The sequence below is a fragment of the Acidobacteriota bacterium genome, assembly GCA_016196035.1.
GTDB lineage: Bacteria > Acidobacteriota > Blastocatellia > RBC074 > RBC074 > JACPYM01.
The window spans coordinates 16,997-42,556 of sequence record JACPYM010000129.1 but is presented as its reverse complement, the minus strand read 5'-3'; the positions used below and the strand labels follow the sequence as shown (position 1 = coordinate 42,556).

General features: G+C 58.5%; 17 protein-coding genes. 5 read left to right on the top strand and 12 right to left on the bottom strand.

Going from position 1 to position 25,560, the window contains the following annotated elements:
- Nucleotides 1-228: 228 nt before the first annotated feature.
- Complete coding sequence (locus tag HY011_35545; protein MBI3428269.1) at nucleotides 229-675, top strand: four helix bundle protein; 447 nt, start codon at nucleotides 229-231, stop codon at nucleotides 673-675.
- Between the two features lie 106 nt (nucleotides 676-781).
- Here HY011_35545 and HY011_35540 read toward each other — a convergent pair whose 3' ends face one another.
- The 3 genes from HY011_35540 to HY011_35530 form a co-directional block, all read right to left on the bottom strand.
- A complete protein-coding gene (locus HY011_35540) occupies nucleotides 782-4,123 on the bottom strand; it encodes a TonB-dependent receptor (protein MBI3428268.1) in 3,342 nt (1,113 codons plus the stop codon).
- A 170-nt stretch (nucleotides 4,124-4,293) separates the two neighbouring features.
- The gene (locus tag HY011_35535; GenBank protein ID MBI3428267.1) at nucleotides 4,294-6,990 is read right to left on the bottom strand and encodes a PIG-L family deacetylase; all 2,697 of its coding nucleotides are present in this window, start codon (nucleotides 6,988-6,990) and stop codon (nucleotides 4,294-4,296) included.
- Nucleotides 6,991-7,120: 130 nt separating this feature from the next.
- Complete coding sequence (locus tag HY011_35530) at nucleotides 7,121-8,299, bottom strand: MFS transporter (protein MBI3428266.1); 1,179 nt, start codon at nucleotides 8,297-8,299, stop codon at nucleotides 7,121-7,123.
- Between the two features lie 458 nt (nucleotides 8,300-8,757).
- Between HY011_35530 and HY011_35525 the strand changes: the two genes are divergently transcribed.
- The 4 genes from HY011_35525 (at nucleotide 8,758) to HY011_35510 (ending at nucleotide 13,476) form a co-directional block, all read left to right on the top strand.
- Nucleotides 8,758-10,134, top strand: a complete 1,377-nt coding sequence (locus HY011_35525; protein ID MBI3428265.1) for an MFS transporter — start codon at nucleotides 8,758-8,760, stop codon at nucleotides 10,132-10,134.
- A 15-nt stretch (nucleotides 10,135-10,149) separates the two neighbouring features.
- A complete protein-coding gene (locus HY011_35520) occupies nucleotides 10,150-11,097 on the top strand; it encodes a hypothetical protein (GenBank protein MBI3428264.1) in 948 nt (315 codons plus the stop codon).
- Nucleotides 11,098-11,101: 4 nt separating this feature from the next.
- Nucleotides 11,102-12,157: a hypothetical protein gene (locus HY011_35515; protein ID MBI3428263.1), complete on the top strand. Its 1,056-nt coding sequence runs from the start codon at nucleotides 11,102-11,104 to the stop codon at nucleotides 12,155-12,157.
- Between the two features lie 107 nt (nucleotides 12,158-12,264).
- Complete coding sequence (locus HY011_35510) at nucleotides 12,265-13,476, top strand: hypothetical protein (protein MBI3428262.1); 1,212 nt, start codon at nucleotides 12,265-12,267, stop codon at nucleotides 13,474-13,476.
- Between the two features lie 108 nt (nucleotides 13,477-13,584).
- Here the strand turns inward: HY011_35510 and HY011_35505 are convergent, their stop codons facing one another.
- The 9 genes from HY011_35505 to HY011_35465 all read right to left on the bottom strand — a co-directional run bounded on the left by HY011_35505 (nucleotide 13,585) and on the right by HY011_35465 (nucleotide 25,479).
- Nucleotides 13,585-15,096, bottom strand: coding sequence for an AMP-binding protein (locus HY011_35505; protein MBI3428261.1), 1,512 nt, complete (start codon nucleotides 15,094-15,096; stop codon nucleotides 13,585-13,587).
- Between the two features lie 12 nt (nucleotides 15,097-15,108).
- On the bottom strand, nucleotides 15,109-16,857 hold the full coding sequence (locus tag HY011_35500) for a hypothetical protein (protein ID MBI3428260.1): 1,749 nt from the start codon (nucleotides 16,855-16,857) through the stop codon (nucleotides 15,109-15,111).
- A 7-nt stretch (nucleotides 16,858-16,864) separates the two neighbouring features.
- Complete coding sequence (locus HY011_35495) at nucleotides 16,865-17,392, bottom strand: carbon monoxide dehydrogenase subunit G (protein MBI3428259.1); 528 nt, start codon at nucleotides 17,390-17,392, stop codon at nucleotides 16,865-16,867.
- 108 nt (nucleotides 17,393-17,500) lie between these two features.
- Nucleotides 17,501-18,574: a D-alanyl-D-alanine carboxypeptidase family protein gene (locus HY011_35490; protein MBI3428258.1), complete on the bottom strand. Its 1,074-nt coding sequence runs from the start codon at nucleotides 18,572-18,574 to the stop codon at nucleotides 17,501-17,503.
- 208 nt (nucleotides 18,575-18,782) lie between these two features.
- Nucleotides 18,783-19,646, bottom strand: a complete 864-nt coding sequence (locus HY011_35485; GenBank protein MBI3428257.1) for a xanthine dehydrogenase family protein subunit M — start codon at nucleotides 19,644-19,646, stop codon at nucleotides 18,783-18,785.
- A gap of 45 nt (nucleotides 19,647-19,691) precedes the next feature.
- Nucleotides 19,692-21,158, bottom strand: a complete 1,467-nt coding sequence (locus HY011_35480; protein ID MBI3428256.1) for a heme peroxidase — start codon at nucleotides 21,156-21,158, stop codon at nucleotides 19,692-19,694.
- A 165-nt stretch (nucleotides 21,159-21,323) separates the two neighbouring features.
- Nucleotides 21,324-23,642 (bottom strand): xanthine dehydrogenase family protein molybdopterin-binding subunit, encoded by a 2,319-nt coding sequence (locus HY011_35475; GenBank protein MBI3428255.1) that lies wholly within the window; start codon nucleotides 23,640-23,642, stop codon nucleotides 21,324-21,326.
- 30 nt (nucleotides 23,643-23,672) lie between these two features.
- Complete coding sequence (locus HY011_35470; protein ID MBI3428254.1) at nucleotides 23,673-24,143, bottom strand: (2Fe-2S)-binding protein; 471 nt, start codon at nucleotides 24,141-24,143, stop codon at nucleotides 23,673-23,675.
- 658 nt (nucleotides 24,144-24,801) lie between these two features.
- Nucleotides 24,802-25,479 carry a DUF1080 domain-containing protein gene (locus HY011_35465; GenBank protein MBI3428253.1) on the bottom strand — a complete coding sequence of 226 codons (678 nt, stop codon included), beginning with the start codon at nucleotides 25,477-25,479 and terminating at the stop codon, nucleotides 24,802-24,804.
- Nucleotides 25,480-25,560: the final 81 nt, after the last annotated feature.

Genomic DNA, 25,560 nt, shown 5'->3' with positions numbered 1-25,560 from the left:
GAAAGGGCGACAGCCGTAGGATTGGCTGGTGCCCTTTCAGGGCTGGCCGAACCATTTGCACGACTCCCCAGGGTGCAGCCCTGGGCTGTTGGCTGATCGTCCCTTTGGGGCTTTTCGGAAATTCTTTTTCTTAAAAACTATAGCTTACCAAAAGGCGGAAGTGATTTATGACCTGACTTATCGATTTTGCGGCGCTTTCTTAAACGCGGTGACCGCACAATTGATCAGATGGTGCAGGCGGCCTGCTCCGGCAAACAAAATATCGCCGAAGGCAGTCGAGCGTCGGGGACGTCGAAAGAGATGGAAATCAAACTGACCAACGTCGCCCGCGCCAGTCTGGAAGAACTGCTGGTGGATTACGAAGACTATTTGCGTGTGCGGGATTTACTTCGTTGGGACAAAGATTCCAAAGAGGCGTTGTTTGTGCGCAAGCTCGGCCAACAACAACCGCTGACCTTTGAACTGTTCCGCGAGTTTTGCGAAACGCGCACGGATGAAGTCCTCGCCAACATCGCTCTCTGTCTGATTCACCAGGCCAACTATTTGCTCGACCAGCAAATCAGGCGCTTGGAAAAAGACTTTTTGAAAGACGGCGGCTTGCGGGAACGGATGACCCGCGCGCGCTTAAAAGAGCGTGATAAACAGAAGCAAAAGGGAAAGGGTGATGAGGACTAATGGGACGGATGGGACTAAATGGATGGATGTTACTGATGAGACTGATAACGTCCATCCATCCCGTTAGTCCCATTAGTCCCATCCATCCCATCCGTCCCATCCACAACTAAAACAAAAACCGCAACGCAAACTGCACTTCGCGTTCGCCGCCGCCCGCGACGCCATTCGCGCCGATGGTGCTGGTGATCGAACCGAAGGAAGCCGCTGTGCTGAAATTGGCCGCCGGTTGGTTGAAGTGCGGCGAATTGGTCAGGTTATAAAACTCCGTGCGGAATTCAATGCGCTTGCCTTCGGTGATGGCAAAGCTCTTGAACAGCGAGAAGTCATAATTGACCAGCTTCGGCCCGCGCAGCGTGTTGCGCCCCGCCGTGCCGTACCGCACGGTCGTCGGTGCGGCAAAGGCCGTCACATCGAACCATTGCGTGCCGGGGCCAACCGCGCCGCTGATGGCCGGGTAACGCAATTGATCAGGCCGCTGCGCGTTGCTTGGGCCGCCGTTGAGCGCGGCGTTGCTCATTGAGACGCTGAACGGGCGTCCGCTGAACGCCTGAAAAATACCGTTCGCTTGCCAGCCGCCCAGGATCACGGACGCCACGCCCTTGCTCAAATACTTTTGGCCGCGACCAAAGGGCAGTTCGACCGTATGACTCAGCGTGAAGCCGTGTTTGCGGTCGAAATCGGAGACGGCTTTGTTGTATTCGAGAATCAGCGGATTGCCCAGGCCACCGTTGTTGCTGGTGAAATCAATCGAACGCGACCAGGTATACGCCGCCGTGAATGCGACGTTTTTCGAGAGCCGTTTTTCGGCTGAAGCCTGCAACGAGTTGTACCAGGAATCCACGCCATAGGCGCGCAGGGTCGTCGTCGCGGTGCGACCGAACTTCTGGTTGAGCGGCACACCTGCCAAACCCGTGCCCGGTTGCGAGACCATCAGTTGCCGGTTGTAAGGCTGGTTATAACCGCGATTGCCGACATAACTCAGTTCGACACTCATGCCGGGCAGCACTTCGCGTTGTGCGGTCAGGTTGTAACTCAGCACGGTCGGTAGATTGTTGTGGAAGGGAATCGCAAACAGGCCGATGTTTGGCGCGGGATTGATGATGCCGTTCGTGGGAATCGGCACCGGCGTGAAGGCCGGAATCGTGGTGATCGAACCGGCGGCCAGAAAATCGCCCGCCGCGCCGATGGTCTGATCGGCGATGACCGGGAAGCTGGTCGAGAGCGTCCCGCCCGTGAAGCCGAAGCGCGCCGTGAAATAGCTGATGCCGAAGCCGCCGCGCAGCACGTTACGGTCTTTGTCGCCGAAACGATAGGCAAAGCCGACGCGCGGCGCGAGGTTGTTCCAATCGGTTTTCACGCCCGCCGACAGGCTGACATCGCCTACGCCCGCAACCAGCAGGTTGTTGGTTTCGGGGTCATAGTTGCCCTGGCCGCCCGCCAGCCGCGAAGTGATCGGCGTATAGATTTCATAACGCAGACCAAGGTTGAAGGTCAGCTTGCGATTGAATTGCCAGGTGTCTTGACCAAAGAAGAAGTAGTTGGTTGTGCGATTGGTCGGCGTCGTGGTGAAGACCGCGCGGCCAATTTGATCCGGCAGACCCAGCAAAAAGCTGGCGAAGCCGTTGGCCAGCGTGTTCGGTTGCGAGGGCGCGCCCTGTCTCAACGCCACACCCGAATTGAAATTGAAACGCCCGCGCGGGCCGAAGCTGGACGTGCCTTGAATCTGTAAGCGATCCATGCGGAAGCGGCGGATGTCCGCGCCCCACTTGAAGGTGTGATTGCCCGACACCTTCGTCCAGTTGTTCACGTAGTTGAAAATGTTATCGGCGTTGATCGTCGGCATGTTGGTGGACATGCCAAAGACCGGATAGCCCTCAATGGCGATCAATGCCAGGCCTTTGTGCGCGGGGTCGGATTCGTTGGAGCCGTTGATGCCGACCGATTTTGACAGTTCCTGATCGTTGCCCGGCCCTTGCGCGTTGATGAAATAGCGCGTGAAGCCAAAACGGGCCTCGGTCGTTAGCGTCGAACTGAAGGTGCGTGTCAGGTTCAGCGTGACGACTTGATTGCGGCCTTTGCCGTTGGCCAACGCATCCGCGCCGCCCACCGCCGTCGGCCCTGCCGCAATGCCGAAGATGCCGGGATCGGCCATCAGCGACTGGAAGTAATTGTACTTGCCAAAGAAAGTCGTGCGGTCGCTGAACTGGTGATCAATGCGCGTGTCAAAGGCGTAGGTGTTGAGCGAGAACGGCAGCGCAGGCGGCAGATAGTTATTGGCGAAGCCCGGCAGATTCGGCAGCGGCAGGAACTTCAAGATATTCAACGCCACGGGGCTGATGCGGCTGGCCGGAATCTTGTTGCCGTCAAACGCTGTGCGCAGCGTCGGATTGGCATTGCTGGCCGGATCCCAAATGATCGAAGCCGCCGGCAGCGCGCTGAAATCGCCGTTGCGGAAGGCTTCGGTCGGCACCGTTTGCACGACCGAAGGACGCCCGATGCGTTGATACTGGCCCTGATAATCGCCGAAGAAGAACGTGCGATTCTTGATGATCGGCCCGCCGAAAGTGCCGCCGAACTGATTCTTGATTGCATTCGGTACTTTCAACCGGCCATCGCTGTTGCGATTGCCCGTGAGTTGGAAATAGTTGCGCGCTTTGAAAGCGCTGTTGTTGTGGAATTCGTAAAGGCTGCCGTGAAATTGGTTCGAGCCAGGCTTGGTCGTAACGTTGACCACCGCGCCGACCGCGCGCCCGAATTCGGCGTCGTAATTGCTGGTCGAAACGCTGAACTGTTGAATCGCTTCGGCGGGCGGGATTTGTACGACCAGACCGAGCAGCGGTTCGTTGTTGTCTACGCCATCAATTTGAAAGTTGTTGGCCGAATTATTCTGGCCGTTGACCTGCATAAACTGCGTACCTTGCGGGTTGTCAAAAATGCCGACCTGCGAGTTGGACGGCTGCACGCCCGGCACCAGCGTCAGCAGCGATTGAAAGTTGCGGCCATTGAGCGGCAACTCCTGAATCTTTTTTGCCTCGAAAGATTGATTGACCTCGGCGCTTTCGGTTTGCAGCAACGACGCGGCGGTCGAAACCTCGACGCGTTCGCTGATTTGGCCGACTTCGAGGGCGGCGTTCAGCCGCAATTTTTCGCCCGTCGCCAGCAGCACGCCGGTTTGCACAAATTGCTTGAAGCCATTCTTTTCGACTTCGAGTTTATACGTGCCGGGCATCAGATAAGGCACGACATAACCGCCGTCGTTATTTGTTGCCGCGGTGCGTGCGTTACCAGTATTGGTTTCTGTGATGGTGACTTTGGCTCCGGCGACGGCTGCGCCGGAGTTGTCGGTGACGGTCCCGACGATGGAACCTGTGACGGCTTGTCCAAAAGTGAATGCTGCGCTCAGGAGTACGAACATCGCAGCACTGAGTAAACGAAAACTGCTTTGCATAAACCCTCCTAGTCATTGTCAAAGAAAGAGTCAGCGACCGCGCGCGGTGAGTGCGCCACGGAGTTAATCAATTTGTCAGCGTTGATTCATGCCAGCAGGAAAGCCAGATGCGCCTGATCTAGCGTCAGGCTGTGATCGCGATTGTACGCCCATACAGTGAAAGCGCCAGCTTAACGCGGGCGTTTTTTCAAACTGATGATATTGGAAAACAGCCGGTAACCACCTTGCACCCCGGCAGGCAATTGCCGGTAAAACGCATAGGCCGCATAGACGAACGTCCCTTTGCCATAGGGCGCATACATCAGCCCGCCCTTCTGCGGCGCTTGCTCGCGGTCGTGGCATTCCAGCAAGGGCGTGTATTTCTCGTCCCAAGTGCTCATCCATTTCGAGCCGCGCTCTTCGACCCAGCCATCGAAATCCGCCGCGCTGATTTTGTTCGGCCAGTTGAAAATCGGATTGGCCGTATCCAGCAGCGTGACTTTGGAATCTTCTTCCGAAACCTCTTCGGCGCGCGCGCCCAGTTTGTAGGGATACGGCCCGTAAGGCGCGGCGTCGAATTCCTGCGTTTGATACTGATAAACCAGATTGCCGCCGCGTTCGCAATAGTCGAGCAGGCGTTTGCTATACGCCTTCAAATCGTCGCGCACCGCCGTTGCGCGAATGCCGATGAGAATGGCGTCGTAACCGTCGAGATTGCCTTTCGCCAGATCGTTTTCGCTGAGCAGTGTCACCTTGACGCCAATTTGTTCGAGCGCCTTCGGGATTTCATCGCCGACGCCCATCACGTAACCGACGTTCAAATTCGGCGCGACGTTGGTTTCGATGCCGCGCACTTCCATCGTCGCCGGATGATAAAGGTGGCGCGGTTCATTGTCGCGATGGGCGATGACTTCGTAACCCTCGCTGTATTGTTTGTTGTTGTATTCGGCGACAGCCTGGACTTTGTATTCCTGCCCGGCAGCGACGCGCGGCACGGTTACTTTGAACGAGAAGTTAGCGAGTTCGCCTTCGTGCGTAAAGCTGAACGGGGCTTCGGCGGGCGTGCTTGTCCAGCCCGCAGGCAATTGCAGCCGCACTTTGCCAGTGGCGTTGCCTTTGACGTTGTTCAGCACGTTGACGCTGGCGTCGAAGGTTGAATTGGTTGCCGCGATGGAAACGACGCCGACTTGCGGCGAGAGCGCTACGCTGAGCGCGGGCGCGACGGTCAGCAAGCGGCGCTGTTCGCCCCAGGGCCGGTCAATGTAAGTGGTTTGCGCCGGTTGCGTCAGGTGGAAGCGCACGCCGTTGACGACGTAATTGAACCAGCCCATAACGTCGGGCGGTGCAAAGGGCAGGTGCAACAATTCGGGTTTGTTGATCTGGTAAATGTGCTCGCGCAAGTGATTGGCGCGCGACCAATAGGGGCGCGTGTATTCGGCATTCTCCGGCACTTGCAACTCAAACTGTGCGCGCAAGCGGCTGTTGTTGACGGGCAAGCCGCCTTCGGGCGGTTTGGCGTTGAGGCCCCAGCCTTTGGGCGGCGCGACGATGGTTTCGGCGCGCTCAAAAGCCACCGGACTGCGATTGACGACGCTCAGCGTGAGCGAGAATTTTTGCCCCGGAATCGCGACGTTGAAGGTTTCGCGTGGCCCGCCAAAGCCACCGGGGCCGCCGCCTGTTGCTGGCGGCGGATCAACCAGCACTTCCATTGCCAAGCCCAACGCCTTGTTCATCGCGTCGTTGAATTCGGTTTCCTTGTTGCTGAGCAGGAAGAGCAACTGGTCTTTGTTGTCGGCGGTGATACTGGACGCTTTGACCCTTTCGATCAGGGATAGCGTAGCCTTTTGTCCGGCAGCCAAATCTGTCGCAGTCAACCAGGGCTGGCGGGCGTCGAATTTCTTGATCGCCGCTTCCACGCTGTTGTTGATGGCGCTTAGTTCAGCGTTGACGTTGGTCGAACCGGCGAGCCTTGCCAAGCTGGGAATGGTCGTGTCCAGTCCTTCAAAAATACTTTCTTCCGTCGTGCGTTTGCCCACCAAGCTTTCTTCCAGCAACCACGAAGAGATGGACGAACCGGGCGCGGCCAGTGCGCCACCTCCGTTTTGCGAACGTTGAAAGCCCAGCCCGTAACGCGCAATTTGCAAATAAGAGCGGCCCAGCAACGGGTCATACGCGCCGACATCCACCTTGACTGTCGCTTCCTGTGGCTCCGCTCCGCGACCACCGCCGCCAAAGCCACCGACGCTGCGATACAGTTTCTTGACTTGCCAGGGGCGCAAACCTTCTTTGAAATGTTCGGGGAACATGTTCGGGTCGGCGGCGGCTTTGAAGACCTCGGCGCTCATCAATCCGGCGGTCTGATGATTGCCATGGCCGTCGCGCGGTTTACCGTGAAACCTGGAAATGATCACGTCGGGCCGATATAGCCGCACGGCGTGCACCACGTCTTTCAACACGACCTCTTTGCCCCAGTGTTCGAGCGTTTCGTCCATCCGCTTGGAAAAGCCGAAGTCGGTCACGCGCGTGAACATCTGGTCTACGCCGTAATAGCGCCCGGCGGCCAGCAACTCTTCGGTGCGCAGGATGCCGAGTTGATCGTACAGCTCCGACCCGACCACATTCGCGCCGCCTTCGCCGCGATTGAGCGTGAGCAGCCCGGTGCGCACGCCTTCGTGGCGCGTCAGCCAGGTGAGCATTGCGCCGTCTTCATCATCAGGATGCGCCGTGGTGTGCAAGACGGTGGCCGTCGTGCGCAAACGCAACAACGCGCGCCAGGCGGCTGCCGCGCCGGTGTTTTCGCGTACTTCCTGCACTTGTGCTTGGGTGGAGAAGAAAAACGTTGAACCGAGCAGGCAAAACATCAGCCCGAAGAAGAGTGCTTTTTTCATCGTTAGCTCCCGCGAAGAGCAGCGACGGCTTTTCTGCCCTTCTGGATAGTGTTCAATTGCGAATACGGCTCGTTTGACGATGGTTGACTCTAAAGACGTGAGGTCGTCTGTGACGGTTACATTTCCGTGACTATTCGTTCGGCGTAACCGTTACCGTAAACGCGATAGCCACGGCCACCGAATAAAGCAGGCCGCCCAGCCAGCCCAGCCAGGTCGGATGCACTGCAATGATCCAGCCGCCCAGGATCGGCGCAATGATGCGCGAAAAACTTTCTAAGGAGGTCGCTGCGCCTAATACGCCGCCGCGCCGATTAGGCGGGGCGGCCTGTGTAATCAGACTGGTCAATGAAGGCCGCGCCAACCCGTGGCCTAACGAGAAGAGCAACGCCACGAAGCCCAGCTTCCACCAAACATCTACAAAGGCGACCGCGAACAAGCCGGCGGCGCTCAGCGCCAGCCCGATGAGCAAGGTTTTGTGATCGCCGACCCGCTTTGTCAGCGGGCCAATGGCGCTCGCTTGCCAAATGATGCCCAGCAAGCCGACAAACCCCAGGTAATACCCCGTCTGCTCCGCCGTGAAAGCGAGTTGGGTTTTGGCAAACAGCGCAAACATCGTGACGTAGAGCGAGAAAGGCAGCGCATTGAACAGGAAGACCCAGAGCAATTGGCGCACGGCGGTGAGGTTCAGGTATTCGAGCACGCGCGTATAAGCTCTCACGCCCGTCACGCGCTGTTCGTCGCCTTGATGTTGGGTTTCCGGCAACAGAAAGTACGTCGCCAGAATGCTGGAGAAGGCCAACAACGCGGCGGCCAAAGCGGGCACGCTATACCCCCAGCGCGAGAGGAAGCCGCCGAACGTCGGCCCCAGCAGAAAACCCAGGCCGAAGGAAACACCGATGATCATCCCGAAATTCCGCGCGCGTTCTTGCGGCGCGGAAATGTCGCTGATGTAGGCCTGGGCAATCGTCAGGTTGCCGCCTGAAATGCCGTCAATGATGCGCGAGACGAACAGCCACAATAGCGCGTTCGGCAAATTCGGCGCGAGCGCCAACAGGATGAAGCCTAGCAACGAACCCATCTGGCTATACAGCAGCAACGGGCGGCGGCCATAGCGGTCGCTCCAGGCGCCGAGAAAGGGCGCGGCCAGAAATTGGCAGAGCGAATAGGAGGCCACCAGATAACCGATTGTTTGCGGGGAGGCGCCGACGGTGCTGGCGTAATAAGGCAGCAGCGGCAGGATCAAACTAAAACCCAACAGATCAATAAAGACGACGATAAAGATCGGGATCAGCCGTTTGTCTTTGAACATTATGTCTTTTGCTGGAAAGGGAATTCTTCCTGTAAATCTTGCGGACTGTTGCTGCCCTTACATGAACTTGGCGTGCCAATGCAGTTCAGACCAAGCGCGGCGACTGTGACAGTACCGCGCGTGAGCAAGCGGCACCGTAGGTTTGGCGCAAGGGGGCAACGTTCCAACCGCCGCTTGCTCACGCGCGCGGTACTGTCTCGTTTGCTCTTCCCTGGCGCTGCCCTTGAATTATGCGCAGGAAGAAGGAATTTTGATTGCTTTTGCGATAACGGAGCAAAGCTAGAGCAACGCCGACAACTCTGTCAACGGCGCGTTGTCAAAGCGGCAGGCTTCAGCGACAATGGCGCGCGTTTTTTCCACATCACCTGAATCCATCAACAAGCATTACTTTCGCACGTGACGGCGCTGGCGCGGCAAACCGCCCGGATTTCCCGTTACGGTTGCGCACGGAAGCTGCTATGAAACAACACGCGCAGTCCGCCCCGTCCACCTTATCCACGTCAGCGGGCAATCAACAAGCCTGGTTTGCGTTGACGGTTTTGTTCGCCATCAACACGATGAATTTTTTTGACCGGCAAATCGCGGCTTCTATTGGCAAGCCGGTCATTGATGAATTCAAGCTGACCGATTCTGATTTCGGCAACATGGCGATGGCTTTCACCTTGATCTACGCCTTTGTCGGCGTGCCCTTGGGCCGTCTCGCGGATCGCGGCAGACGCACAAAGATTCTTAGTATTGGAGTGGGATTGTGGAGTCTCTTTACGATGATGGGCGGCTTGGCCTGGAGCTATGGCTCGCTGTTTATTGCGCGGATGTTTGTTGGCGTGGGCGAGGCCAGTTGCTCGCCCGCCGCCAATTCGTTGATCGGAGATTTATACCCGGCGAATCGGCGCGCGCGGGCGACTTCGATTTTCATGATGGGGCTGCCGATTGGAATTTTTCTGAGCAACATGTTCGGCGGGGTCATCGCCTTGCATTACGGCTGGCGCAAGACGCTGATGCTGGCCGCGCTGCCCGGCTTGCTGCTCGCCGGACTGGCGCTCTGGATTCGCGAACCGGCGCGCGGCGGCACCGAAGCGGTCAAGATTGCGCACGAGCATCATACTGGCTGGGAACCTTACCGGCGCGTGTTCAGCATTCCGACGATGTGGTGGATCATCCTTTCGGGCGCGCTGCACAATTTCAACGCCTACGCCGTCAATTCATTTATGCCGCTTTACCTGGGCCGCTATCACGGCTTGCCGGTAGATCAGGCCGGTTATGTTTCCGCTGTCGTCTTGGGTGCGGTCGGCATCGTGGGGTTGCTGGGCGGTGGCTGGGGCGCGGACTGGGTGCGCAAACGCAGCGCCAAGGGACGCATGTTGCTGGCGGCGTTTTCATTGTTGATTTCGACGCCTTGTATCTTCCTCGCGCTCGAACGACCCAAAGGCTCGTTGCTGAGTTTTATGCTGTTGATGGGCGTGGGTTGGATGTTGATCTATGTTTATTACGTGACGGTGTATCCGGTTGTGCAAGACGTGGTCGAACCGAGTTTGCGCGGCACGGCGATGGCGCTCTATTTCTTTGCGATGTACATGCTGGGCGGCGCGTTCGGCGCGAAGATTCTGGGCAATCTGAGCGATCATTACGCCGCCGTCGCGCGCGCCAGCGGCTTGGTCACGGCGGAAGCGGCCCGCGCCAGCGGCTTGCACAGCGCCTTTTATATTGCGCCGGTGGTGTCGCTGGTACTGGCGCTCGTGCTTTTTGCCGGCGCGCGCACGGTGGCGCGCGATATGGAAAAATTGCAGGCCTGGATGCAGGCGGCGGCGGAACGGGCCGCCGCGAAATCAACTTGATGAGGTTAGCCGCCGATGGTTACGCCCGATCAAGACAGCCCGTGGAAAGATTTGCTCGACCGTTTCTTTGAGGCGTTCATGGCGTTCTTCTTTCCTGCCGCGCACGCGCAGATTGATTGGGCGCGCGGTTATGAGTTTCTCGACAAAGAGCTGCAAAAGCTCACGGCCGATGCCGCCCTGGGTCGCCGCGCGGTGGATAAACTGGTCAAGGTCTGGCTGAAATCGGGCGAGGATGTAGTGGCGCTCATTCACGCCGAGGTGCAGGGCCAGCGCGAACAGGCTTTTGCTGAACGCATCTATGTCTATCATCACCGCCTCAGCGACCGCTTCAACCAGCGCGTGGCGACCTTTGTTATTCTGACTGACGGACAACGGCGTTGGCGTCCGCGCGCCTTTCAATACGAATTGCTGGGTACGACGCTGCGGCTACAGTTTTCGGTCGTCAAGCTGCTTGATTACCAAACGCGCTGGGCGGAGTTGGAACAAAGCGCCAATCCTTTTGCGATTGTCGTGATGGCGCATTTGCGCATGCTGGAGGCTCGGCGCGCGCCGCAGCAACGGCTGGCCGACAAACTGGAATTGACCAAACTGCTCTATGACCGGGGCTATGACGAACTCACGATCATCGGGTTGTTTCGCTTCCTTGATTGGCTTATGTTCTTACCAGCAGATTTGCAGCACGAATACCGCGACGAAATTGACCGTTTCGAGGAGGAAAGAAAGATGCCTTACGTCACAACCATCGAACGCATGGGAATCGCGAAAGGAGTGCAAACAGGCGGCGGCGAGATTCTGCTCAACCTCTTGCAACTGCGGCTGGGCGAATTGGGGACGGAGACAAAAACGCAACTGCTGGCGCTGCCCTTTGAACGCATCCGGGAGTTGAGCCTCTTGGAACTGAAATCCGTGGACGAATTACAAGCCTGGTTGCGCGCGCACCAAGAGCAACCGCTTACCAACTGAAAATATGAATCCAGCGCGAAGACAATTTTTGTTCGGCGGTTTGACCTGTGTCCTCTTACCACTGGGCGGTTTGGCGCAAGATCAGCAAGCGCCCGCGTCCGTCGTCTATGTCTGCCCCATGCACCCCGACGTGCAAAGCAAAGTGCCCGGCAAGTGCCCCAAGTGCCAAATGAAACTGGTCGCACAACCCGCCGCCGCGACCGGCAGTGATGATTTTTATCTCTGTCCGATGCATCCCGAAGTGACCGACAACAAGCCGGGCAATTGCCCGCGCTGCAATATGAAGCTGGTCAAATCCGCGCCGCCCGAATCAACCGATTACCTCGTCAAGCTGGAAGCCACCCCCAAAGCGCCGCGCGCCGGAGCGCCGGTCAAATTGCGCTTCACCATCTTTCATCCGATCTCTGAAAAACAGATCAAAGAGTTCAACATCCTGCATGACATGCCGTTTCACCTCTTCGTCGTCAGTCAGGATTTCGAAGCATTCCAGCACATACACCCAGCCCAACAGGCCGATGGCAGCTTCATCATCGAAACCATGTTGCCGCGTGCGGGGTATTACAAAATCTTTTGCGACTTCTTCCCCAAAGGCGGCACGCCGCAGGTCATCCATCATTACTTGGTCACCGCAGGCTTTCGTGGCGACCTGCTTTCGGCGCAAGCCAAGCTTGTCCCGGATAAGCTGCTGACCAAGACGCTTGACGGCACACGCTTCGAGTTGCACTTTGAACCGGCGCAACCATATGCCGGCAAGCCAGCGGAATTGAAGTACCACCTGACCGACGAGAAAACCGGTCAGCCGGTCAACGATTTGCAGCCCTATCTGGGCGCGTGGGGGCATACGCTGATTCTGAGCGAAGACGCGACGGATTACCTGCATTCGCATCCCGCCCAGATGATTCCCGAAGGCGTGGAGCGCAGCCAGTTAACGGGCAGTGCCGATATTACGTTTGAGACCTTCTTCCCGCGTCCGGGCAACTATCGCATCTGGTCGCAATTTCAACGCAGTGGCCGGTTGATCACCGTGTCCTTTACGATCGCTGTGCCGCGGTTGCGCTGACCTCAAAATTTAGCCGCAGATGAACGCGGATAAACGCCGATCAACCCCATGCAAATCGGCGTTTATCCGCGTTCATCTGCGGCGCAACTACGTTTTGATTTCCAACGATGACCACCAAACTTTATTGGCAAGATTCCCATTTGACCCGGTTTACCGCGCGTGTCGTCGAGTCGTGGGTCGAAGAGCAACAGCGCGTGCTGGTGCTGGATCAAACGGCGTTCTATCCCGAAGGCGGCGGCCAGCCCTGCGATGCCGGGCGGATTGATGGCGCGGTCGTGCTGAATGTCGCGGCTGACGCAGCGGGCCGCATCCTGCATTATCTGGACGACAACAATGAATTCCGGGTTGGCGATACCGTCAACGGTTCGATTGATTGGGCGCGCCGCCGCGAGATGCTGCAACAGCACACCGGTCAGCACATCCTTTCGCAAGCCTTCTTTCAACTGTTCGGTGCCGAAACCAAAGGCTTCCGTATCGCCGATACTGTCACGCAGATTGATCTCGCGCTGGAATTGCAACCTGACGAAATCGAGCACGCCATCGAGCGCGCCGAAGAGTTAGCCAACCAAGTCATCTTCGACAACCGCCCGCTGCGGATTCACGAGGTCACACCCGAAGAGGCCGCCGACTTGCCCTTGCGTAAAGAAAGCTTCATCAGCGATTGCATCCGTGTCATTGAGATTGCCGATTTCGATTGGTCGCCCTGCGGCGGCACGCACGCCAAACAGACGGGCGAAGTCGGTTTGCTAGCGGTGCGCGGGTGGGAACGGGCCAAGCAAATGATGCGGGTGGATTTCGTCTGCGGCACGCGCGCCTTGCGTGACTATCGCCTCAACAATCGTATCGCCGACACGCTGGCGCGCCAGTTCACGGTGGGCCGCGACGAAACAGTCGCTTCGGTCACGCGGCTGGTGGATGAACACAAGGCGCTACAAAAGCGCAGCCGCCTGCTCGCCGAATCCGCCGCGCAACTCGAAGCACAAGAGCTTCTTTCAGCGGTGGGCGTCAGCAACGGCTTGCGCGTGATCGTGCGCACTTTCACTGACCGTGGCTTGGATGAAGTCAAAATGCTGGCGCACAAATTGGCCGCGCAATCGGGTGTGGTCGCTTTGCTGGCAACAGAACAGGCGAGCGGCGTCAAACTCATCTTTGCGCGTGCGGCGGATGCGTCAGGCGATATGAATGCCTTGTTGCGGGCTGCGTGTGAAGAACTGGGCGGGCGCGGCGGCGGCAAGCCGGATTTTGCGCAGGGCGGCGGCAGTCGCGTTGAATTGTTAGATGTGGTGTTGGCGCGCGCCAAAGAGAAAATCTTGATGTGAGCACCCTGGGTACGCACCGCTTCCAGCGTGCAGGTGTGATGTAAGACGCAATGGAAACCAAGGTACAAACTACCAAGACCGCACGCTGGAAGCGGTGCGTACCCAGGGTCAGCCTGCGAACTGTTCTTTAATCGCCCGCTTCAGAATCTTGCCGGTCGAGCCTTTCGGCAAAGCACCCAGAAAGACAACCCGCCCCGGTACTTTGAACTTGGTCACATAACCGCTGAGGTGCTGCTTCAACTCTTCCTCTGAAAGCGCCTGGCCGGGTTTCAGCACGACTGCCGCCAGCAGGTTTTCGCCATAAAGTTCATCGGGCACGCCGACGACGGCGGCTTCGGCGATGGCCGGGTGCGCGTAGATGCCTTCCTCGATTTCGCGCGGCGAAATGTTCTCGCCGCCTTTGATGATCAAATCCTTTTTGCGGTCGGTGATGTAAACGTAACCGTCCGCGTCCATCCAACCAACGTCACCGGTGTGCAACCAACCTTCAATGATCGAGTCAGCAGTGGCCTGTGGGTTGTTGAAGTAGCCTTGCATGATGTGCCGTCCGCGCGAGCAGAGTTCGCCAATCTCGCCGGGCGGCAAAACTTGGTTGTTGAAATCCATCACGCACAGTTCGACGCCGGGCAAGGCCGGCCCGACCGAACCGACGCGGTATTCAGCGTCGTGATGAAAGCCGGTCAGCGCGCCGGAGCTTTCGGACAAACCGTAGCCCTGCGTGACGCGGCAATTGAAGAGGCGCGCGAATTCCTGTCGCGTCGCTTCAGACAAAGGCGCGCCGCCGGAGCCGACGGCTTCGAGCGAGGCGTAATCGTATTTCGCGCGGTCGAGGTGATTGATGAGCAGCGTCAACATCGTCGGCACCACGGCCAGGCGTTGCACGCGGAAGCTCTCGATGAGTTGCAGCACCTGGCCCGCGTCGAAGTGTTTCAGAATGTAACTGGCATTCCCCATCCGTGCGCCCAGATTCATCATCAGCACGCCGTAAATGTGACTGAGCGGCAACACCTGCATGCCGCGAATCTGGCCCAGGCCGCTGCTGTTGGCATACACCGCATCGGCGATGAAAATCAGATTGTCGTGGCTGAGCATCACGCCTTTGGGGTTGCCCGTGGTGCCTGAAGTGTAAAGCAACAGCGCCAACTCGTCCGGCGCGCAATCCACCACTTGTTCAAACGGCTGGGCCTGGTCGTAGGCGGCGGTGATGTCGGTGACTCCTGCAACCGCAGTCGCGCCGATGACCAGCACTGTGTTGCAGCCGGGCAAGTCAGCAGACGCTTCTTTCAACCGCGCTGCCAATTCGGGCGAAGTGATGACCAAGCGCGCGCCGGAATCCTGCAAGACATAGCGCACTTCGCGCGCCGTCCACATCGGCGTGACCGGCACGATGACCGCGCCGATGGCCCAGATGGCGGTGAAAGCTGCGGCGACATCGGGCGAATTGAGCATCATCACGACGATGCGGTCGCCCGGTTGCGCGCCGTGCGCACGCAACACTTCAGCCAAACGGCAGGCGGCGGCATAGCGCTCGACATTGGTAAAGCTGTGGCCTTCAAACCAGGTCGAGACGTACTCGCCGTATTTTTCGAGGTTGTCGAGGGTGATGCGTGCAGCGTTCATGTTTTGGTTTCATCAGCGAATGGCAAGGGTGACTTCGTTACTGCCGATGCCATTGCGCCAGATCGTCAGCCGGTATTCACCAGCCGTCAATCCCGTGGGTAAAACGATGTTGATTTGATTCGAGCCTGTCAGGCCGGGCGTCGCGCCCGCATACAGCACGGTAACGGGCACGGCGTTGAGTGTGGCGCTGACATTGCTGCCGACATCAAGGGCAGCATCCGTGGCGTCATTGCCCAAGCCGGTGCCGAACAGCGCGATGATATTCGGCTCGCCATTGGCGCGCGTCGCCGCAAAGGGCGCGGGCCTATAAGTCAGGGCATCCAGCGCGACAGCGGGGCCGTTGCCCGCTTGGTTGGTGGTGAACATGGCCGGCGCGGTGGGCAAAATCGTCGTCGCCCCTTGGCGCACCGTGCCATCGCTGCTGCTGACTTTGACCAACGCCGGGCCGGGCTTGCTGTCGGCAGGGATTTGATAATTGATCTGGGCCGGGGAAACGAAAAACAGCGGGGCTGCGCGTTCGACGCCCGCATAATCCAGCACGCTCACGCGCACGCCCGCCAAATCGGTGGGCAAGGGTTGGGTCAACGCCGCGCGGGTATCGCCCGCCAAATTGCTGCCAAAGGCCGCTACGATGGCTTTTGGCGTGATCGCCGCAGGGCTGAAACTGGCGGCGGAAACCGTTTTCACCCCGGTGCCCGCCGCGCTGAAGTCTACGATGAATAAACCGCCATCCAGATCGCTCAACAGCACGCGATCCAGGCCCAGAAACGGATAGACGCCCCAATTGCCCGCGTAGCAAAAATTGTTTGGGCAAAGCGGGCCGGGATAGCAGTCATATTCGCCGACGCGCACGGGCCGCGTGGGATCGGTGATGTCGAAGACTTGGGTGCCCGCTTGATACCACGCGACAAACAGCAGGTTGCCGACGATGACGGGGTTGTGCGGCGTGAAGGCGTCAATGCCGATAGACGCGGCGGTGATGGTCGAAAGCAGGCGCGGCGTGGCGGGATCGGTGAGGTCATACAAGCGCGTGTCGCCGTTGTCGCGTTCGCTGCACGTGGCCCATACGCGCCCGTCATTGCTGGGCCAACTGCTGTGCGAAGCCAGCCCCGAAGCGACCACGCCCAGACGGCGCGGCGCAGTGGTTGCCGTATTGCGCACGTCATAAATTTCCGTCGAGCCGCCCAGGCCGGAAGCATATAAGCGCCCGTTGATGGCGAGCGCGCTGTGCACCGCGCCGGTGGTCTGGCAATCAATGTCCCATTTGAAAACCGGGCGCGCCGGATCGCTGACATCAATTACTTTGACGCGCGGCGTGCGCGAATCGGCTTCATAAAGAAAGCCTTCACTGACCGAAATCTCGTGGACGTTATTATGCCCGCTCTGGGCGGCGGTGATGTTGCTGAGTTGCCGCAGGTTTTTGGGGTCGCGCACGTCAACGATGTAAAGCCCCTTGCCGTCATCGCTGGAAAAATAGCCGATGCCATTCAGGACTACGGCATCGCGCAAGGAGGGGCCGCCCGGCGGTTCAAAAACGCCCGCCACTTTGGGCGCGCGCGGATCGCTGATGTCAATGATCGTGACGTTGCTGCCTTGATACGAGCAGAGATAGGCATACTGACCTTCGCCCCAAATATCGCCGTAACGATTGTGTATACCGGGGTAAGGGTTAAGTTGACCGAGCAGTTTGGCGTTGAGCTGGGCGAATGCCGTGGGGGAGGCGAACAACAGCAGGAAACAAAGCTTTAGCAGATTGGACATCAAAACCTCACGGTTGTTCAGGGGGCGTCGCGGAATCTTCGGCACTTCCCGCCACACGATTCATCAAACGTTTGACCAACCCTGGCTTGGGAGCTTCATCAGGGTTGGCTTCAGCCTCGACAGCTTTGAAAAATTGCCCGGCCATCATTTTGGCCGCCGCTTGTACCATACGCTGGCCCACGCTGGCGATATTGCCGCCGATGCTGACATCGCCAGTGTAATTGACGATGGTTTCATTGCCTTGTTCGACCAGATCGAGCAGGCCGGCGCCTTTGACAAAGCCGACCTTGCCCGTGCCCTCGACAATCATTTTGTAATGCTCAGGCTCACGCAGTTCGTCAAGCTTGATTTGGCCGTTAAAGACGCCTTTGACCGAACCCACGCCGGCCTTCAACGTCATCTTGTAAGTTCCATCCTCGTGCGCTTCAAGCGCCTCGCAACCCGGCACGCAGCGTTGAATCACCACCGGGTCAATCAACATCCGGTACAATTGCGCGCGCGGGATTTTGAGCGTGTGCGAGCCTTCGATCTTCATAGATTGGTTTCCACTCTCAAGGGAAGCGGTAAGGTGGGCGCCCAACTTACCGCTATGCGACGAAGCGTAACCAGGCGCGGCTTGCCCGGCTACGCATTTGAACGGAGCTTAGCGAGTAACGCTAGCCAACGCAAATTTCCCCTTGGCCGCCAGCGCGGCGGCTTCTTCAGGCCGGTATTCCCAATGCCAGTGCTCTTTGTTGACCGTGCGAATGAAGCTCAGGCGCGGGCCGTTCTTTTTCAGCCAGTCGTAAACTGGGCTTCCATCAAACCCGCGCGTGTTCAGATCAAAGGCTTGGCCATGCTGATGATTGGAACGGCCCGGCTCAGCGGCTTTATTTCCTTGCCCTGCTTTGAAAGCCTGGAAAAGCCGCACCTGGCTCGGGAACGTGCGGAAGCCGCTTTCCACCGCAATGACCAGATTCTTTTTGGCGGCGGCTTCGATCAAGCGCAAATAGGGTTCGAGACTGTCCAACGTGATTTGTTCCATCTCACTGCCCACGCCCACGATGTTGACCAGCAATTTGGGGCCTAGATAGCGACCGCGTTCCCAACAGGCGTTCGGCCCCTTTTCATCCAGCCAACTCGGCGACGAAAAGGCCGTGCCCCAACCGGGCGTCAGATTGGCCGCCGCCGTCCAGCCGAGTTCCGCCCCCGGCTGCGGCAGTCCCGCGACGAGTGAACCCTCACTGAGTTTGACGAATTTACCAAGCGGGTCGGTGTTTTTGGATGCTTGGGCAACCAGCACGAAAGCACCCGGCATGAGCTTGGTACCAGTCGAAGTGAAATCGGGCGGCCCATTGCGGATGAGCGCTTTGTTGTCGGTCACGGTGAAGTTGTCACCTTGCGGCGGCAACTCCAAATTGTCTGGCGCGAAGCCGATGATCTCATTCAAAAACTGCCCTTCCAAATTGGCCGCCAACGTCCAGCCCACCGGCAGGTTGAGGGTTGCGTTGACCGGTTGCGCCCGCACAAAAACGGTGCGTGCCTCATCCACGCGCACCTCTGTGACGCGCACTTCCGTCCGTTTGGGAATGATTTTGGGCGCGCCTACCAGCGCGCCGGGCGGCAAGGGGTCACCCGCCGCGAAGGTGGCAGTGAGGGCGAGATTGTCGTCGCGGCGAATGCGGGCCTCGTTGTTCTCGATCAAAAATGTTTTGTCGGCAAAGGTGGAAATTTTCATGGGCGCAGTCTCCGGGAAAAAGTTTTTGGTGGTGGCCGGTCAGGCCGAGTGTTTGGCGAGTGCTGGTAATGGCCCACTCAAAACAGACAGGCGGGGCTAATCAGCAGCTTGCCTGCTCAATCGGGCAGCGGTTGGCGCGAAAAAGTAACCGTCAGTGAAGGCGCCAACTTAGCGCTGGTGCATTCACTGACGCCAGAAGTAAAACTCGCTAGGCTCTGCTCCGGGCGGCATTGATGGCCCGCTGTGCGTAAACCCGGCTCAGATGCCGCCGGTAATCTGCCGAAGCATGGATGTCGCCCAGCGCATCGCTGGCATCGGCATCGGCTTGGCCGCTTGCCGCTCTGATGGCGGCTGCGTCCAGGGTTTTGCCGCGCAATGCATCTTCGACGGCTTTGGCGCGGTAGGCCTTGGGCGCGAGGCCGGTGACGCCGATGCTGATTTCTTCGCATTGTCCATTGTTGAGTTTGAGTTGCACGGCCACCCCGACCAAGGCGAAACCAGAGGCCGACTGCGCGACCTTCAAATAGGCCGCCGCCTTTGGTTGTGCGGGCACTGGCACGCGGATCTCGGTCACGATCTCGTTGGGTTCAACGGCGCTGGTCAGCATGTCCACGAAAAAATCCGCCGCCTGAATCGCGCGTTCGCCGCTGCTGCTGCGGACGACGATTTCGGCATTGAGCGCCAGCATCGCGGCGGGCCAATCCGCCGCCGGGTCAGCGTGCGTGAGGCTGCCGCCGATGGTGCCACGATTGCGGACTTGCGGATCGCCGATTTGCGCGGCGGTTTCGGCCAGCAGGGGGCAGTGTTGTTTGATTTCGGCGGATGCAGCGATAGCCGCATGTGTGGCGTTGGCGCCGAGGCGGATGACGCCGTTCTCAATCTTAATTGCACGCAACGCCGCAATGCGTCCGATGTCCACCAGCACGGCGGGCGCGGCCAGCCGCAGTTTCAGTACCGGCAGCAAACTGTGGCCGCCCGACAGAATCTTGACGTCGTCGGCGTGCTGGTCGAGCAGTTGCAGCGCTGTCTCGAGGGTGTCCGGCGCGTGATAGGCAAAATTGCTGGGAATCATAGTGTCTCCACGGTTGTTAGACGCGGCGGCTTGAACCGTTTAGGTTCAAGCCAGCAGCGCTTGTTTGACCAACTCGGCGATGCCGAACTTGCCTTTGTTCATGAACGACGGCTCCGGTTTCCAACTCGGCCATTGCGCCAGGAAGGAATGCTGGTCGCCGAGCAGTAGGCCGATGAAAACTTCTGCCACGATGCGTCCGCCCACCGGGCCTAGGCGTATCGGGGTGCTGTCTTTTTTGAATTGCTGTTGCGCCTCGGCCAGCACGTAATACCAGAGTGGCGCGTTGTCTCGGAAGGCCGGCGACAAGTCAGTCAGTTTGGGATTGTTAGGGCCGTCTTCTTCGGTGGCTTTGCCGACGCGCAGTTTGTCGTCGGGGATTGGTTCGATGTCCATCAGCCGCGCCACGCTTTGACCCGACGGCAGGCCCATGCGCACGCCGCGTTTCAAATTGCGTTCGGCCAGTGAGCGAATCTGGCGCGCGACCGATTCGGGCAACATGCCGAGCGGATTGACCAGCGAACTGTCAATTTTGTAGGCGGGCTGCACGCGCTTAATCCCGAATTTCGGCGCGTTGTTACCCAAGTCGAAATAGAGGCTCCAATCAATCGCCCAGTTGGCCGGAAACTCGCGGAAGCCGTTGAGGCCCAGCACGCCGTCGTCGGGCGTGAAGATGGCGAAACGCCCTTTGCCGTCAATGCCGCCGCTCAGAATGGTGGTGTTGAGCCGGTATTGCGGGCGAATCATCGAATGGCCGAAGCGATAGGCGGCCACGGCGAATTCCACCGGCATGTACGGCTGGCTGCGCCAGTGAAAGAAACGCAGGTTGGGTTTGTGCTCATAAATGCTTTCCTTCTTTTTCAGGTGCGGCAGCACGGCTTCGACCGTGTCTTTGCCGACGATGGTGGGCAGGAAGTCGTTGAGCACGACCCATTGATAATGCCAGCGCACCTGGCGTTGCACCTCGGCAAAGCTGGGCGGCTGTCCGCCCGTAGTCAGAAAAGCCGCCATCCGGTTGTGAAAGCGCAGCATCGTCGCGTGCAATTGCGACACGATAACGTTTTCATCGTTGCGCGGATCGCCGATCAGGGCGCGCGCGCGGCTGCCGGGCGTGCTCGCGGCGTGGCGCGGCAGGTCGCGTACCTTGGCGTCAAGGGCGCTGCCGGTCAGTGCGCGTCCCAGTTTGAAGCGCAGCCCATCGTCTTCGTAAAGATAGGGCTGGTCATCGGGGCCGCGTCCGTAAAGCGAATCCAGGTCGAAGCGCGGGCTGCGGAAATCGGTCAACTCATCCGGGTCGTTTTGCTTTTGCAAACTGCTCATCGGATCGAAGGTCAGGTCGTGATCTATGAATTGACCTAGATAGGTGAAGCCCGCCGCGATGCCCGTGTTTTCTTCGGCGTCCGCTTCGGTTTCCGGCGTCGGGGTAGCCTCGGCCTCCGCTGTCATGTGACCGAGCTTCGCCAATTCTTCCAGCGCGGTATCGGGGAACTCCGCCGCCGGTAATGTGCGGAACATACGTCCGAAACGCCCTTCGAAAAGTTGTGAACCGGCGGTGGATTCAAGACCGCGCAGCCCACCATGATGGCGCAGCATCAAGAGCGCAGGCGGCGCAGGCGGGGTTGCAGCGGTTTTCGTGAGCGGTTGTTTTGCCATTTGAACTGCCTCCTTTTTGCCGAGCGGTTAAGGGTTCATCGCGCGCCAGATTTTTTCTGGCCGTAATGGTAAATCGAGATGTTTGACGCCGAAGGGCGCGAGCGCATCAATCACGGCATTGGCGACGGCGGGCGTCGAGCCAATCGTGCCTGCCTCGCCGACTCCTTTTGCGCCGAGCGGATTGACGGGCGAAGGCGTGACCGTGTGATCGAGTTCGTAATGCGGCAACTGATGCGCTTTGGGCACGGCGTAATCCATCAACTCGCCGGTCAGCAACTGGCCGTTTTCGTCATAGACGACTTCTTCAAACAACGCCTGGGCTAGGCCCTGCGCGATGCCGCCGTGCACCTGGCCTTGCACGATCATGGGGTTGATCTGGTTGCCGCAATCGTCCACGGCGATGTAGCGCTTGATCTCAAGTTCGCCCGTGTCGCGGTCAATCTCAACCACGCAGATGTGCGTGCCGTTGGGATAAGTGAAGTTCTTCGGCTCGAAAAAATGCGTCGCGTTCAAACCCGGCTCGAAATCTTCGGGCAAGCTGGCGGCAGTGTGCGCGGCCAGCGCGACTTCCTGAATCGTCAGCGCCTTGTCATTGGGCGCGCCGACGAATTTGCCGTTCTCAAAGGTCAGGCTCGATTCATCCGTGCCCAGCAAGTGCGCAGCCAGCTTGCGCGCCTTGTTGACGACTTTTTCGGTGGCGTAAACCAATGCTGCGCCGCCGACCGCCAGGCCGCGCGAGCCGAAGGTGCCGATGCCGTATTGCACGATGGCGGTGTCGCCGTGTACGACGAGCACGTCGTTCATATCAATGCCCAGCATATCGCCGACGATCTGGGCGAAAGCCGTCTCTTCGCCTTGTCCGTGCGGCGAAACGCCGGTCAGCACGGTGACTTTGCCGGTGGGTTCGACGCGCACCGTGGCGCTTTCCCAACCACCGGCGGGCATTGCGGCGCTCGGCCCCATCGCGCAAATCTCGACGTAGGTCGAAACGCCGACGCCCATCACGCGGCCTGCGGCGCGTGCGGCGGCTTGCTCTTGGCGCAGCTTGGCGTAATCGGCCATCGCCATCGCTTTTTGCAAGGCCTGTTCGTAATCGCCGCTGTCGTAGACCACGCCGCAGGCGGTGGCGAAAGGGAAGTCGTCGGGTTTGGGAAAGTTCTTGCGCCGCAGTTCAATCGGGTCCATCTGCAATTCGCGCGCGACGCAATCCATCAGGCGTTCGACCAGATAGGTCGCTTCGGGCCGCCCCGCGCCGCGATAGGCGTCGGTCGCCATCTTGTTGGTGAAGACCTCGGTGCATTTCATCGCGATGGCCGGAATCTTGTAACAGCCCGAAAGCATCAGCCCCGTCAGCGTGGGAATCGCGGGCGTCAACAATTGGTGGTACGCGCCGATGTCGGCGATCACGTCGTATTTCAAACCCAACAGCGTGCCATCGTTCTTGACCGCGACTTGCACGGTTCCAGTTTGGCCGCGCCCGTGGATGGTGGCCTGCATGTTTTCGCGGCGGCCTTCGATCCATTTGACGGGCTGCTTGTGTTGCATCGCAATCCAGCCGAGCAGCGCCTCTTCGGCATACACGTTCAGCTTGCACCCGAAACCGCCGCCGACTTCGGGCGTGATGACACGCAGTTTGTTTTCGGCCACGCCGAGCATGATCGCGACCTGTGTGCGCAGCAGATGCGGAATCTGCGTGGATGACCAGAGATTGAGTTGCTGTTCGCCGGGGAAGTATTGCGCCAGCACGCCGCGCGGTTCGATGGAGATGGGCGCCAGGCGCTGGTGATTCAGCTTTTGGGTGATGATCTTGTCGGCCTGGGCAAAGGCGGCGTCAATATCGCCCGCGCCCGCCTGATGGACGAGCGCGATGTTGGTGCCGAACTCTTCGTGGATGAGCGGGGAATCGGCCAGCACGGCTTTTTCGCCATCGCTGATGACATCCAGCGGTTCGTATTCAAGCTCGATCAGGTCGGCAGCGTCGCGCGCTTTGTATTTGTCTGTAGCGACAATGGCGGCGACGGGCTGGCCGACAAAGATGACTTTGCCCTGGGCCAGTACAGGATACTTCGGCACTTTCAATTCGGGATGCGCCATCGCACAGGGAACGAAGCCGATTTTGCCAGTGACGTCCGCGCCCGTGTAAACAGCGGCGACGCCGGGCGCGCTTTTGGCCGCGTCAATGTTGATTGAAGTGATGCGCGCGTGCGCGTAGGGGCTGCGCACGATGACAACGTGCAGCGTGTCGGCCAGCTTGATGTCGTCTACATAATGGCCGATGCCTTGAATCAAGCGTGGGTCTTCGGTGCGTTTGACCTTTTGGCCCATGTATTTCGCCATAAATGACATTGCGGTGCTCTCCTTTCGTTCGGGCTTTTGTTAAGCCTGGGCCTGCATTTTGTCCGCCGCGTACTGCACGGATTTGACGATGTTCTGGTAGCCAGTACAGCGGCACAGATTACCTTCCAGCCCGTGCCGAATCTCGCTTTCGCTGGGATTGGGATTGGCCGTGAGCAGTGCGCACGTGGTCATGATCATGCCCGGCGTGCAGTAGCCGCATTGCAAGCCGTGACATTCCCAAAAGCCTTCTTGCACCGCGTGCAATGCGCCATTGCTGGCCAGACCTTCGATAGTCGTGACTTCAGCGCCAGCGGCTTGAACAGCAAGTACACAGCAGGATTTGACTGCCGCGCCATTCAGGTGAACGGTGCAGGCGCCGCAGATGGATGTTTCGCAACCGATGTGAGTGCCGGTCAAGCCGGCGACATCACGGATGAGATGGACGAGCAGCAAGCGCGGTTCGACATCCGCTGCGTGGGCTTGCCCGTTGATGGAAAGATTGATCTTCACGCGAGGCCTCCTTGTGAGACGCTGTGTTTGGGCGAGGGCGGGCGCGGCACAAAACACCTGCGAAGCGCGCTTACACCCCTCGCGCAGGAATCGGATTGAATTGAAAATTAGCGACTGGTCAGAAAGTGAAGGCTGCTTTGAAAGCGCCGCTTGCCAGCGGTGATTACGATCAAAGCGGCGCGCATCTTAACCCGCAGTTTTAAGCTTGGCAATGGACTGTAAGATAAGCATTGTGCAAGGAGGAAAATATTGGCTGAGGACGCTGCTCCTGGCTGGGGACGTGACTCGTGCGATGTTGCTTGAGCGGAACTAAGACCTGACTTTTGCCAAATGCCAATGCGCTGCGCTCCTTGTGGCTGAGGTCGTAAAACAGACGCGTCGTGCTGGCGTAACCGTGAAGCGTCCTGGCAGAGCGCCCAACAATGAAAGCGCAGTGGATCAGGAGAGCACTCGAAATTGGGTTCAAGTTTCACCGATCAACCATGATGGTTTGGTTCGGTAAAACATTTCTTGGCCTGAAGGTTTTTTTTAGCAGGAATACTTGAAGCTGGCAGCGCGGCGGATGTTAGCTGTGGCCGAGCCGGTTCAAAGTCCGGCGTATCAGCCAAGTTGACCGATGCGCCAGACCATGCACTTGTGCTGAAAAAGCAGGGCCGAATCAATCCAGCCGTTTGATTTGAATGTTGGCAAACCGCGCGGTGCTGCCCGGGTCGTGCGCTTGCAGGGCGATGGTGCCTTTGTCGAGAATGCGCGCGAAATCTTTGCCAGGCTGTTGATCCACCGGTTGTTCCCAATCCACGGCGACTTGACCATTGACCTTGATCGTCACGTGTTTGCCTTTGACGATGATGTCATAGCTATACCACTCATTATCCTTGGCCAGGTTTTCTTTCACGTTGACCACGTCATACAGGCTGCCGGTTTTTTTCCAATCGCCGTGGGTTTGATTGACCTGCACTTCAAAGCCCTTCTTGGGCCAGCCGGTCGTTTGATATTCGGTGTGAAAATAGATGCCGCTGTTTGATTTGGGCATCGTCAACGCGTCAATTTTGAGTTCGAAGTTGACGAAGGGTTGCGGGTCGCCGACATAGTACAAATGAGAGCGGTTGCCGTGCGCCTGCAATGTGCCTTCTTGCACTGTCCAAGAGGCTTGATTCTCCTCGGCGACTTTCCAGCCGTTCATCGTTTTGCCATCGAAGAGCACTTTGAAGCCTTTTTCTTTTTTCAATTTTGGCGGTTTCGGCAACACCGGGGCGGGGCTTGGAGTTTGTGCCAACGCAGTTGCGGCGCAAAGCAACAGGGCGCTGGCAAGCAGCGATAAGCTTTTGATCTTCATCCGTAGCTTTCTCCTTGAAAGTTGATTGAAATGATTTGAACGTACCAGGTAGTTGGTTGTCTGCGGCGGCATTGTGCGAAT

Bases quoted from the DNA above. Each gene is read 5' to 3' on its own strand.
- HY011_35465 (MBI3428253.1), bottom strand. From the start codon at position 25,479: ATGAAGATCAAAAGCTTATCGCTGCTTGCCAGCGCCCTGTTGCTTTGC.
- HY011_35500 (MBI3428260.1), bottom strand. From the start codon at position 16,857: ATGTCCAATCTGCTAAAGCTTTGTTTCCTGCTGTTGTTCGCCTCCCCC.
- HY011_35515 (MBI3428263.1), top strand. From the start codon at position 11,102: ATGAATCCAGCGCGAAGACAATTTTTGTTCGGCGGTTTGACCTGTGTC.
- HY011_35490 (MBI3428258.1), bottom strand. From the start codon at position 18,574: ATGAAAATTTCCACCTTTGCCGACAAAACATTTTTGATCGAGAACAAC.
- HY011_35525 (MBI3428265.1), top strand. From the start codon at position 8,758: ATGAAACAACACGCGCAGTCCGCCCCGTCCACCTTATCCACGTCAGCG.
- HY011_35475 (MBI3428255.1), bottom strand. From the start codon at position 23,642: ATGTCATTTATGGCGAAATACATGGGCCAAAAGGTCAAACGCACCGAA.
- HY011_35545 (MBI3428269.1), top strand. From the start codon at position 229: ATGGTGCAGGCGGCCTGCTCCGGCAAACAAAATATCGCCGAAGGCAGT.
- HY011_35540 (MBI3428268.1), bottom strand. From the start codon at position 4,123: ATGCAAAGCAGTTTTCGTTTACTCAGTGCTGCGATGTTCGTACTCCTG.
- HY011_35530 (MBI3428266.1), bottom strand. From the start codon at position 8,299: ATGTTCAAAGACAAACGGCTGATCCCGATCTTTATCGTCGTCTTTATT.
- HY011_35520 (MBI3428264.1), top strand. From the start codon at position 10,150: ATGGTTACGCCCGATCAAGACAGCCCGTGGAAAGATTTGCTCGACCGT.
- HY011_35495 (MBI3428259.1), bottom strand. From the start codon at position 17,392: ATGAAGATCGAAGGCTCGCACACGCTCAAAATCCCGCGCGCGCAATTG.
- HY011_35480 (MBI3428256.1), bottom strand. From the start codon at position 21,158: ATGTTCCGCACATTACCGGCGGCGGAGTTCCCCGATACCGCGCTGGAA.
- HY011_35535 (MBI3428267.1), bottom strand. From the start codon at position 6,990: ATGAAAAAAGCACTCTTCTTCGGGCTGATGTTTTGCCTGCTCGGTTCA.
- HY011_35485 (MBI3428257.1), bottom strand. From the start codon at position 19,646: ATGATTCCCAGCAATTTTGCCTATCACGCGCCGGACACCCTCGAGACA.
- HY011_35505 (MBI3428261.1), bottom strand. From the start codon at position 15,096: ATGAACGCTGCACGCATCACCCTCGACAACCTCGAAAAATACGGCGAG.
- HY011_35510 (MBI3428262.1), top strand. From the start codon at position 12,265: ATGACCACCAAACTTTATTGGCAAGATTCCCATTTGACCCGGTTTACC.